This window comes from Streptomyces sp. NPDC087428, from assembly GCF_044744085.1.
Classification (GTDB): Bacteria; Actinomycetota; Actinomycetes; order Streptomycetales; family Streptomycetaceae; genus Streptomyces.
In genome coordinates, this window is the sequence record NZ_JBIUXR010000005.1 from 320,071 (window position 1) to 331,948 (window position 11,878).

Here is an 11,878-nt window from a genome sequence, read left to right on the forward strand (position 1 = left end):
CCTAATACCTCTAGGCAAATAGGTGAGTCATGAGCCCCCGCACCGCGCCGCCGCCCCACACCGCCCGGACCGGCGCGGACACCCATGTGCCCTGGCCCCTGTCCGCGGAGGTCCCGCCCCGCCCGGCCCTCTCGTGCACCGCGCCCGCCGCCGCTAACGTGGACAACGCACGTACTCCGCAAGGACGGTGACGGGACACGGCGTCAGCGGATCCGCCGGGGTCATGTCGCCGCGCGCCGACCGCGGTGCGCCACCGGGGAGTGGAGACCTCTCATGTCCACGGAGAACGGGCCGGCCGTCGGCGCCGAGCCGCGCGGCCACCGGATCGTGCCGGGCCCGAAGGGGCTGCCGTTCCTCGGGAACATGCCGCAGTTCGCCAGGAACCCTCTCGGGTTCTTCGAGCGACTGCGCGGCCACGGCGACCTGGTCCAGTGGCGCTTCGGCCCCAACCCCTGCGTGTTCGTGGCCGATCCCGAGTGCATCGGCGAACTGCTCACCGAGACGGAGCGCTCATTCGACCAGCCGGCCCTCGGGATCGCGTTCCGTACCGTGATGGGCAACGGCGTGGTGGTGGCGCGCGGGACCGAGTGGCGGCGCAAGCGGTCCCTGGTGCAGCCGTCCGTGCGGCCGAAGCAGGTGCGGTCGTACGCGGCGACGATGGCGGGCAGCACGGTGGAGCTGGCGGACTCCTGGTCGGGCGAGGAGATCGGGAAGGAGTTCGCGGGCATCGGGGCCCTGCTGCCGGACTGGGTGCCGACGCCCGGTCGGGCCAGGATCAGGAAGGCCGCCGCGGTCATCGACGCCGAGGTGGGGCGGGTCGTCGCCCGGCACCGCGACGGCGGGGCGGAGCGCCCGGACCTCCTCAGCCGACTGCTCACCGCCGTCGACGAGACGGGCGCGCACCTGACGGACGAGGAGATCCGCGACGAGACGGTCACGCTGTACATCGGTGGCCACGAGACGACGAGTTCGACGCTCGTGTGGGCCTGGTACCTGCTCTCCCGCAACGCCGGGGCGCGCGCCGCGCTGCACGAGGAACTGGACCGGGTGCTCGGCGGCCGGGAGCCGGAGTTCGACGACTACGCGCGGCTCGCGTACACGCAGTCGGTGGTCAAGGAGACGCTGCGGCTGTATCCGACGATCTGGCTGGTCACCGGGGTCGCGAAGGAGGGCGCGCGGATCGGTGGCGTTCCGCTGCCGGAGGGCACCAGGGTGTGGAGCAGCCAGTGGGCGACGCACCGCGACGAGCGGTGGTTCCCGGAGCCGGAGGAGTTCCGTCCGGAGCGGTGGGACGCGGAGACGGGCCACCCGATCGCGGAGTACGCGTGGTTCCCCTTCGGCGGCGGCCCGCGGGTCTGCCTGGGGACGCGGTTCGCGATGGTCGAGGCGGTGCTGATCCTGGCGGTGCTCGCGCGCCGGTTCGAGCTGGAGGTCGATCCCGGCACGGTCGGCCCCGTGCCGACCCTGACGTTGCAGCCGGATCGCCAGGTGCTGGCCACGGTGCGGGCACGGCGAGCCGACTGAGCCTGCCGGCCGGGCGCCCGCCCGCGACAGACATGGGAACCGATATGTCCTATCTCTCGCCAGGAGCGGGGCATACCGTTCAGAATGTCCCTGTCGGCCGTACCGGCCGCCGGGGCCCTCCGGCCACGACCGCAGGCTGTCGATCCATGGGGAGAAACATCATGCGTCCGTCCTCCGCTCTCACCGCCGCCCTCGCCGCGACGGCCGCCGTGGCCCTGACGGCCACCGGCGCGTCCGCCACCCCGGGAGCCGCACCGGCCGGTACCGCGGCCCGCCCGGTCGTCTGCCAGGAGAAGGCCCTCGGGGTCTCCGCCTCGCCAGGCGGGCAGCGGAACACGGCACGGATCACCGTCACCAACCGGGGCGGCAGCACCTGCGTGGTGGACCGGATCCCGACCGTCACCTTCCGGGGACTGGACGGCTCGGCCGAGCCCGTGCCGCCGGCCACGAGCGGTGCCTATGCGCTGTCGCCGGGCGAGCGCGGGTACGCCGCCGTGCGCACGGCGGCGCCGGGTACCACCGAGGGGCATGTCGTCCGCACCCTGTCCGTGGCGGCGGACCCCTCGCACGTCGGCGTCACGTTCGGCGCCGCGACGGTGGGCATGGACCGTGGAATCCGGGTGTGGGAGCCGGTCACCACCCTGTGGCACACCTCCCGCGCCGCGGCCGACCGGGCCCTGGCCGACGCGACACGCTGAGCGCCGGGCGGGGGCGGCGCCGACCACCCCCGCCCCGCCCGCCTCAGGCTCCGCCCACCGTCACGGTGCCCGCCCCCTCCCCCGTGGCTCCCGTCTCCTCCGCGACCACGCGGAAGGGCCGGTCGGTGCCCTCGGCAGTGACGCTCAGGGCCTCCCCGTCGCGTACGACCCGGAACGTGGCGGCGGTCGCGCCCGTCAGGTCCGGCACCGTGACCAGGGTGTTGGTGAGGGTGGACGCCGGGCCGAAGGCCCGCAGGGTGAGCCCGTCCAGCCAGTCGGCGTCCGGGCGCCGGTCGTCGGCGCCCCAGGGGAGCACCGCGCCGGGCCGCACCAGGATCGGCAGGCTGTCGAAGCCATGGGTCTCGTGGCGCCAGACCGGTCCGGTGACGGTCTCGCCGGTCAGCAGGGACGTCCAGGTGCCCTCGGGGACGTAGTACTCGACCTGCCCGTCCTCCGTGAAGACCGGTGCGACCAGCAGGTCCGGTCCGAGCATGTACTGGCGGTCCAGCATCCGGGTCGTCGGGTCGCCCGGGAACTCCAGCAGCATGGGGCGCATCATCGGGACGCCCGTCCGGTGGGCGGTGGCGGCGGCCTCGTACAGGTACGGCATCAGCCGGTGCTTGAGCAGGGTGAACTTCCGGGTGACGTCCACCGCCTCCTCGCCGAACGCCCACGGCACCCGGTACGACACGTTGCCGTGCAGCCTGCTGTGGGAGGACATCAGGCCGAAGGCGAGCCAGCGTTTGAAGACCGCGGGGTCGGGGGTGCCCTCGAAGCCGCCGATGTCGTGGCTCCAGAAGCCGAAGCCGGACAGGCTCAGCGAGAGGCCGCCGCGCAGCGACTCGGCCATCGCGGTGAAGGAGGCGAAGCAGTCACCGCCCCAGTGCACCGGGAACTGCTGGCCGCCGGCCGTGGCCGAGCGGGCGAAGAGCACCGCCTCGCCGTGTCCGCGCTCCTTCTCCAGGAGCTCGAAGACCGTGCGGTTGTAGATCTGCGCGTAGTAGTTGTGCATCCGCTCCGGGTCCGAGCCGTCGTGCCACACCACGTCGGTGGGGACGCGCTCGCCGAAGTCCGTCTTGAAGCAGTCGACGCCCTGGTCGAGCAGGACCCGGAGCTTGCCGGCGTACCAGTCGCGTGCGGCCGGGTCGGTGAAGTCGACCAGGGCCATGCCTGGCTGCCACAGGTCCCACTGCCAGACGTCGCCGTTCGGCCTGCGCACCAGGTATCCGTGCTCCGCCGCCTCCGCGAACAGTGCGGACTTCTGGGCGATGTACGGGTTGATCCACATGCTGATCCGCAGGCCGCGCTCCTTGAGCCGGGCCAGCATGCCTTCGGGATCGGGGAACACGTCCGGGTCCCAGAGGAAGTCCGACCACTGGTACTCGCGCATCCAGAAACAGTCGAAGTGGAAGACGGAGAGCGGGATGTCGCGTTCCGCCATGCCGTCGACGAACGAGGTGACGGTCTCCTCGTCGTAGGAGGTGCAGAACGACGTGGTCAGCCAGAGGCCGAACGACCAGGCGGGCGGCAGGGCGGGGCGGCCGGTGAGGGCGGTGTAGCGGGCCAGCACCTCCTTGGGGGTCGGGCCGGCGACGATGTAGTACTCCAGCGACTGGTCCTCGACGCTGAACTGCACCTGGCCGACCGACTCCGAGCCGATCTCGAAGGAGACCCTGCCGGGGTGGTTGACGAAGACGCCGTAGCCGCGGGACGAGAGGTAGAACGGGATGTTCTTGTAGGCCAGTTCACTGCTCGTGCCGCCGTCGGCCTGCCAGATGTCGACGCTCTGGCCGTTCTTCACGTACGGGGTGAAGCGCTCCCCGAGACCGTAGACGTTCTCACCGATGTCCAGGGCGAGTTGGGCGACCATGTGGTGGGTGCCGTCCGGGGCGGTGGCGAAGGCGGTGCCCTTGGTGTCGACGCCGGTGAGCCGGCGGCCCTCGGCGTCGAGGAAGGTGAGGCCCCACGGGCCGTCGCCGTCCATGCGCAGGGTGAGCGGTCCGCTGGTCAGCTCGGTGACGGCGCCCTCCTGCCGGGTCCGGGCCCCGGCGGCTGCCGGGTCCAGGCCGGGGAGCGCGAAGTCGGGTCCGCGGCTGACCGCCCCGGCGTGGTGGGTGGCGCGCACGCCGATGATCCCCTCGGCCGGGGAGAAGCATTCGACGGTGATCAGCGGGGTGTTGAGGGTGTCACCGCGTTCGGCGACGTGCTTGACCGCCGCGTAGGCGGTGAACCGGTCGGCGCTGACGCGCAGATCGCGGATCTCGGTCGCGTAGCAGGCGCGTACGCCCTCACGCATGAGCCAGAAGCCGTCGGTGAACTTCATGAGGACTCCTTGCCGGAGGCAACTGGGCAGTGCGGTACGGGGGTTCGGGGGGCGGCCCGGTTCATTCGGTGTCCCCGGTGAAGGTGATCCGGGCGAGGCGTACGGCGCCGCCCAGGCTGACGCGCAGGTCGTGGACGCCGGAGGCGGCGAGGGCGGCCCGCTGGGTGCGGTAGTCGTAGGGGCCACCGGTGGGGGCCACCGGGACGGCGACCGTGGCGCCGTCGACGGTGACGCGGACGGTCCCCTCCCCCGACGCCGACACCGCGACCTCTCGCACGCCTGCTCCGAAGTCGCAGCGCCGGTAGAGGAGTTCGTTGCGCTCGGCGACGGCGGTCACGGCGTCGCCGTCCGTCTTCGTCCGGTCGGTGATCTCGGTGGCCAGCTGCTCGTCGTAGTCGGCCGCCTCCAGACCGCGCGCCAGGACCGGCCGGGGTCCGGCCGGTTCGCCCTTCACGGTGACGACGGCGACCATCCGGATGTCCGCACTGGAGGCGCCGGCCTGGATCTCGTACGCGCCCGGCTCGACGGTCCAGCGGCCGTGCGCCACGTCCCAGTGGCCCAGCTCGGCGACCGGGACCGTGAAGTCGACGCACTGCTCGGTGCCGGGTGCCAGGTGCAGCCTGCGGTGGGCGGCCAGTTGGCGCAGCGGCCGCACGACGGACGGTGCGACGGCGCGTACGTAGAGCTGGGCGACCTCGTCGGCGGCGACGGTGCCGGTGTTGGTGACGGTCAGCGACACCCGCAGGAGCTCGCCCTCGCGCTCGGCGGTCAGGGAGCTGTAGGAGAAGGCGCTGTACGAGAGGCCGTGGCCAAACGGGTAGAGCGGTGTGCCCCGGTAGTAGAGGTAGGTCTGGCGGGAGCCGATGATGTCGTAGTCCAGCAGGCCGGGCAGTTCCGCGTCGGAGGCGTACCAGGTCTGCGGCAGCCGGCCGGCCGGGGAGACGTCGCCCGCCAGGACGCGGGCGAGCGCGGTTCCGGCGGCCTGCCCGCCGTGCGCGGTCCACAGGAGCGCGGGGAGCGTGGCCGCCGCGTCGGTGAGGGCGTACGGGTAGGCGGAGGTGACGGCGAGAACGGTGCGCGGGTTGGCGGCGTGGGCGGCGCGCCAGAGGCGCTCCTGCTGGGCGGGCAGGTCGAGGGTGGTGCGGTCCTCGGTCTCGCGCCCGTTGATGTGGGGGTCGTTGCCGGCCACGACGATCACGGTGTCGGCCGCCGCGGCGGCGCGGGCCACGGCGTCCTCGCCGCGTTCGGTCACCTCGATCCCGAAGACCGTTCCGACGGGGTCCGCGGGTCCGGAGATTTCTTCGCCGGGGGCGGCAACCTTTACGCCGTCGGCGGCGACAGAGACATACCTACCCGTTCCGATGTGCAGAAGGCGGTGCCCGCCCGCATGGCCCTCCACCGCCTCCAGGCGGAACGTCTCCTGGACGATCCAGCCGCCGGGCTCGTCCGCGGAGGCACGTACGAAGCCGTCCTCGGCCACCGACAGATAGCGGCCGTCCGGCTCCCGCAGGGTGATCACGCCGTTGCCCCAGTCCACGAGCGCCAGCTCGGTCGGGGTGTCGCCGCAGGTCAGCGGGGGCAGGTCGGTGCGGCCCGCGAGGAGCGCCGGATCGAGCGCGCCCTCGACGCCGCGCACCGGTTCCTGGCCGGCATCCGCGGCAGGCACCTGGAGCCAGCCGTCCGCGCACTTCAGCCGGACCAGGTCGGCGCCCTCGGCGCACACGATGTGCTCGGCACCGAAGCGTTCCCGGAGTCCGTCGAGCGGGGTGGAGCGGTGGATCAGCGTGCCGCTGTACCAGTCGAGCTTGCAGGCGTCCGCGAGCAGCCCGACGACCGCGACGGTCTTCCCGGCGGCAGGGTCCAGCGGCAGCAGCCCGTCGTTCTTGAGCAGGACGACGGCCTGTTCCGCGGCCTCCTGGGCGAGCGCCCGGTGTCCGGCGGTGTCGAAGTCGGCGGCATCCGCGTACGGGTCGAGACCCGGGTCGAACTCACCGAGCGAGAAGCGCAGTTCGAGCAGCCTGCGGACGGCGGTGTCGATGTCGTGCTCGTCGAGCAGTCCGCGTTCCAGGGCTCCTGCGATGCGGCCGGTCATGACGGTGGAGTCCTGGCCGTGGTCGGTGAAGCTGTCGACGCCGGCCCGCAGGGAGGCGGCCGTCGCCTCCTCGTGGGTGTCGAAGTAGTGCTCGGAGTCGACGAGGTTGGAGGGTGCGCCCGCGTCGGAGCAGACCACGAGCGACTGGTCGGTCCAGCCGCGCAACTGCTGGGACAGGAGCGGCGAGACGTGGTTGGGCCGGCCGTTGACCAGGTTGTACGCGGGCATGACCCCGGCGACCGCGCCCGCCCGGACGGCGCCGCGGAAGGCCTTGAGGTCGTACTCGTGCAGGACCCGGGGGCGGACCGAGGAGGAGGCGGTGTCGCGGTCGGTCTCGTTGTTGTGGGCGAGCCAGTGCTTGAGGACCGGGGCGGTCCGCCAGTAGTGCGGATGGTCACCGCGCAGCCCCCGGGTGTACGCGACCGCGATGGCGGAGGTGAGGGCGGCGTCCTCGGAGTACCCCTCCTCGCCGCGCCCCCACAGCGGGTTGCGCAGCAGGTTCACGGTCGGGGCCCAGACGTTGAGCCCGACCCGGTCGTCCTCGGCCCGCTTGGCCCGGACCTCGTTGCCGACCGCCTCGCCGACCCGGCGCACCAGTTCGTCGTTCCAGGTCGCTCCGAGCCCGACGGCCTGCGGGAAGACCGTCGCCGGTCCCATCCAGGCGACGCCGTGCAGGGCCTCCTGGCCGGTCCTGAAGGCACCGAGCCCGAGCCGGTCGACCGCCGGTGCGAACTGGTGCAGCATCGCGATCCGCTCGTCGAGCGTGAGCCGCTGGAGCAGATCGTCGATGCGCTTGGCGAAGGGCAGTCGCGGGTCGCGGAAGGGCTGCGGTTGTTCCGTCACGTGCGGGTCCCCTTGGAGAGGTGGGAGGTTTCCGGTGCCAGGACCTCGTGCGAGCCTCCGAGGAGCCTCAGAAGATCTTTCGAAGCGCTTCGATGCTCGATGGCCGACCCCGCCAGTGTCAAGACCTCTCCCTCGACCTCCGTACGCGACAGCTCCCGTTGAGCCAGGAAACGGTGAGGAAACAGGTCGGAGGAATCTGGAAACGAACTCTTGTGCGGCCGGGATACTTCACTTAACCTCGCTGCAACATCGAAGCGCTTCGACATAGCTTCGAAGGGGCGCCCAGCGCCCAGGATTTCCCGGGACGGTGACAACTTCTGCCGCCTCCTTGTTGAACCGCTTCACCTGCGGCCGGTCACGCCGGCTCAGCCAGCAACGCTCCACCTCAGACACAGGAACCGAACGGCGGTCGCCCGCCACGTGTCGTCCTGGTGCGCCTCGAAGGGTTGACGCAATGACGCCGAATTCCTCCCCCTCCCCCACGGCTCCGAGCCGGAGAAGCTTCCTCGCCACCGGCGCGGTGGCCGCTGTCGCCGTGGCCGGCGGGGTACCGCTGCTCGCCGCGTGCGGCGGTTCCGGCTCCGGTTCCGGCGCCAAGGAGGGCACGACAACGGGCAAGGCGCTCAAGAAGGTTGTGCCGAGGTACGCCCCGCTGAACCTGGTCGAGCCGGATGTCGCGAGCGTCAACGGTTCGAGCCCCGGCTTCACCAAGCTGCCCGACCCGCTCGTCACCTCGGTGAAGTCGGTCCCGGGCAAGGGATCGAAGTTCCGCGTCATGACCCCGCTGTGGGGCACCGTCCCGAAGAAGGACAACGCGTACTACACGGCGGTGAACAAGGCGGTCGGCGCCACGCTGAACTTCGACCCGCAGGACGGCAACACCTACCAGGACAAGATCGGCGCGGTGCTCGCCGGCTCGGACATCCCGGATGTCATGACGATCCCCGGCTGGAACATGCAGGGGCAGATCCGCAACGCGATCACCGCCAAGTTCGCCGACCTGAGCCCGTATCTGGCGGGTGAGGCGGTCAAGAAGTACCCGAACCTGGCGAACATCCCGACGGGCGCCTGGCAGTACTCCGTCTTCGGCGGCAAGCTGCGCGGGCTGCCCATGCCGACACCCGTCATCGGCAACGCGATCTTCTACCGCAAGGACCTGATCGGCTCCGGCGCGATCCCGGCGAGCGCGGACGACCTGCTGGCGTTCGGCAAGGAGTACACCGCCCCGAGGAAGAAGGTCTGGGCGTTCGACGACCTGTGGACCTGCGTCCAGAAGATCTACGGCCTGCTGCCCGACGCGCCGCACTACTGGCAGCTGGAGGACGGCAAGCTGGTCCACAAGATCGAGACGAAGGAGTACCGCGAGGCGCTCGCCTTCGCCCGCAAGCTCCATGACGGCGGATACGTCCACCCGGACGCCGAGGCCAACAAGGACGCCGACTCCAAGATCCGCTTCACCAGCGGACACGTGGTGATGTACAACGACGGCACCGGCGGCTGGAAGGGCATGGTCACCGAACAGGCCACCGCCAACGCCAAGTTCGACATGCAGGCGCTCGACTTCTTCAGCCACGACGGCGGAAGGCCCGTGCTGTGGCAGGACGACCCGGCGGGCATCTTCACCTTCCTCAGCAAGAAGCTCTCCAAGGCGCAGATCGAGGAGCTCCTCGCGATAGCCGACTACGCGGCCGCACCGTTCGGCACCAAGGAGTTCATGCTCACCAACTACGGCGTGGAGGGCACCCACTACACGCTCAAGGACGGCGCCCCGACGTACACCCCGCAGGGTGTCGAAGAGGCCCAGCCCTCCACCCTTCTGTTCCTCGCCTCGCCCCCGACCTCCATCGCCTACCCGGACCAGCCGCAGCTGGCGAAGGACTACGCGGCGTGGATGGCGCGCCAGGCCCCGAACGTCAAGAAGCCGCTGTTCTTCGGCATGCAGATCGTCGAACCGCAGCGGTACGCCTCCCTGTACACGCCCTTCGACGACCTGCAGAAGGACATCCGCCGCGGCCGCAAGAAGGTCAGCGACGTCGACGACGCGGTGAACACCTGGAAGAAGAGCGGCGGCGAGAAGCTGCGCGCCTGGTACCAGGACATTCTCGACAAGAACGGCTCCGGCAACTGACGCGTACGACGCGCACCAACCGTACGCAGGACAGCGAGAGGGCCGCCGGGCGCGGGAAGCCCGGCGGCCGGGGCGGAGAGCACGACATGGGGAGCACACGGTGAAGCCACGGTCCACGGTCCCGACCGACCCGGACAGCGCCGCCGACGGGGCCGCCGCCCCGGCCGGTGGCAGCGGGAGCGGCGACGGCACGGACGGAAGCGGCGGACGGACGGGCAGGTCCCGGGCGATCGGCTCCCGCCGGTCCCGTACGGCGAAGAGCGGACCGGCCAAGAGCGGACCGGCCAGGAACGGACCGGCCAGGAACGGACCGGCGAAGGACAGATCCGCGGGCACCGGACCGCAGGCGGGCGGCATCACCTGGCGCCAGCGGCTGCGGCGCGACCGCACCCTGGTGCTGATGACGCTGCCGGCCATCGCCCTGCTGCTGATCTTCAACTACGTCCCGCTGCTCGGGAACATCGTGGCTTTCCAGGACTACGACGTCTACGACCTGGGAATCACCGGCAGCCCCTTCGTCGGCTTCGACAACTTCACCCGGATCTTCGAGGACTACCGCTTCTGGGAAGTCCTCATCAACACCCTGGTCATCTTCGTCACCCAGCTCGTCCTCTTCTTCCCCGTCCCGATCGCGATCGCCCTGCTGCTCAACACGATCATGAGCGCCCGGGTCCGGGCCTGGGTCCAGGCGGTCGTCTACCTCCCGCACTTCTTCTCCTGGGTGCTGGTCGTCACCGTGTTCCAGCAGATGTTCGGCGGCGCCGGCCTGGTCGCCCAGTGGCTGCGCGACCACGGTCACGAGGGCTTCGACCTGATGACCAACCCGGGCTTCTTCAAGTTCCTGGTCTCCGCCCAGGCGGTGTGGAAGGACGCGGGCTGGGGCGTGATCGTCTTCCTCGCCGCGCTCGCCGCCGTCAACACCGATCTGTACGAGGCCGCGGCCGTGGACGGGGCGGGCCGCTGGCGCCGCATGTGGCACGTGACGCTGCCCGCGCTGCGCCCGGTCATCGCGCTGCTGCTCGTCCTGCGGGTGGGCAGTGCGCTCAACCTCGACTTCGAGCAGATCCTGCTCCAGCGCGACCAGGTCGGTGCCGGCGCATCGGAAATCCTCGACACCTACATCTGGTGGACGGGCATCAAGACCGGCGACTTCGGCTACGCGGCCGCCGCCGGGATCTTCAAGGGGCTGTTCAGCGTCGCCATGGTGCTGGGTGCCAACAAGGTCGCCCACATGCTGGGTGAGCAGGGGGTGTACTCCAAGAAATGACAACTCTCCTGGAACACGAGAAGGACCCGGCGCGGCCCGTGCCCCGCGTGGAGACCCCGCTCCAGCGCGCCCTGCGCATGGAGCCCCGCCCGGTGTGGGAGGAGGAGCCCACCAGGGCTGGTCTCGCCTTCAAGGGCGTCGGTCTCGTCGCGATCTGCGCGGTCGTGATCATCCCGATCTGGGTGGTGCTGGTCACCAGCCTCTCCGACACGAAGACGATCAACGAGGCGGGCGGTCTGGTCGTCTGGCCCAGGCACCTCACCTTCATCGCCTACAAGGAGCTGCTCAGCGGCGGCGCGGTGACCCGCGCGGCCGCCGTGAGCGTGGGCCTCACCGTCGTCGGCACGGTGGTGAGCATGGTGGTCTCGGTCCTGTGCGCGTACGGGCTGAGCCGCCGCGACTCGTACGCCCACCGACCGCTGCTGATGACCCTGATGGCGACGATGTTCTTCGGCGCAGGTCTCATCCCGACGTATCTGCTGGTCACGGGCATCGGGCTGAGCGACAGCTACTGGTCGATGATCCTGCCCAGCGCGATCAGCGTCTTCAACGTGCTGGTCCTGCGCGGCTTCTTCATGGACACCGCGCCCGAACTCATCGACGCGGCACGGATCGACGGCGCCGGCGAGTGGCGCATCCTGCTCCAGATCATCATGCCGCTGTCGCGTGCGGTGATCGCGGTGATCTCGCTGTTCTACGCGGTCGGCTACTGGAGCCAGTGGTTCAACGCGATGCTCTACATCCAGGACAGCGACAAGTACCCGCTGCAGATGATCCTGCGTCAGCTGGTCCTCCAGCACCAGGTGCCCCCGGGCGCCATGGGCGCGGCGGTCAGCAGCGGGGCGATCAACAGCCTCGCCGTGCAGATGGCGGTCATGATCCTCGCGCTGATCCCGGTCGCGGTGCTGTCGCCGTTCGTCCAGAAGCACTTCCAGAAGGGCATGCTCACGGGCGCCGTGAAGGGCTGACCCCCGCACCGGTCCGCAGACCCGGAAGGGGCCCG

The 11,878-nt window shown here is 70.7% G+C and carries 7 protein-coding genes; 5 read left to right on the forward strand and 2 right to left on the reverse strand.

Annotated elements, in window-relative coordinates; all coding sequences use genetic code 11:
- Positions 1 to 273: 273 nt before the first annotated feature.
- Positions 274 to 1,524, forward strand: coding sequence for a cytochrome P450 (locus ACIO3R_RS13070; RefSeq protein ID WP_402105539.1), 1,251 nt, complete (start codon positions 274 to 276; stop codon positions 1,522 to 1,524).
- Between the two features lie 161 nt (positions 1,525 to 1,685).
- Positions 1,686 to 2,222 carry a DUF4232 domain-containing protein gene (locus ACIO3R_RS13075; protein WP_385035536.1) on the forward strand — a complete coding sequence of 179 codons (537 nt, stop codon included), beginning with the start codon at positions 1,686 to 1,688 and terminating at the stop codon, positions 2,220 to 2,222.
- Positions 2,223 to 2,265: 43 nt separating this feature from the next.
- Here ACIO3R_RS13075 and yicI read toward each other — a convergent pair whose 3' ends face one another.
- Together yicI and ACIO3R_RS13085 are read right to left on the reverse strand one after the other, a co-directional pair.
- Entirely contained in the window at positions 2,266 to 4,545 is a 2,280-nt protein-coding gene (yicI, locus tag ACIO3R_RS13080; protein WP_385035534.1) for an alpha-xylosidase, read from the reverse strand.
- 61 nt (positions 4,546 to 4,606) lie between these two features.
- Complete coding sequence (locus ACIO3R_RS13085) at positions 4,607 to 7,480, reverse strand: glycoside hydrolase family 3 C-terminal domain-containing protein (protein ID WP_385035532.1); 2,874 nt, start codon at positions 7,478 to 7,480, stop codon at positions 4,607 to 4,609.
- Positions 7,481 to 8,000: 520 nt separating this feature from the next.
- Between ACIO3R_RS13085 and ACIO3R_RS13090 the strand changes: the two genes are divergently transcribed.
- From ACIO3R_RS13090 to ACIO3R_RS13100, 3 genes are all read left to right on the forward strand, one after another.
- The gene (locus tag ACIO3R_RS13090; protein ID WP_385035541.1) at positions 8,001 to 9,608 is read left to right on the forward strand and encodes an extracellular solute-binding protein; all 1,608 of its coding nucleotides are present in this window, start codon (positions 8,001 to 8,003) and stop codon (positions 9,606 to 9,608) included.
- Positions 9,609 to 9,708: 100 nt separating this feature from the next.
- Positions 9,709 to 10,875 carry an ABC transporter permease subunit gene (locus ACIO3R_RS13095; protein WP_402105541.1) on the forward strand — a complete coding sequence of 389 codons (1,167 nt, stop codon included), beginning with the start codon at positions 9,709 to 9,711 and terminating at the stop codon, positions 10,873 to 10,875.
- Positions 10,872 to 11,843, forward strand: a complete 972-nt coding sequence (locus ACIO3R_RS13100; protein ID WP_385344487.1) for a carbohydrate ABC transporter permease — start codon at positions 10,872 to 10,874, stop codon at positions 11,841 to 11,843. The genes ACIO3R_RS13095 and ACIO3R_RS13100 overlap by 4 nt, the downstream gene beginning before the upstream one ends.
- The last annotated feature ends 35 nt before the right edge of the window (positions 11,844 to 11,878 follow it).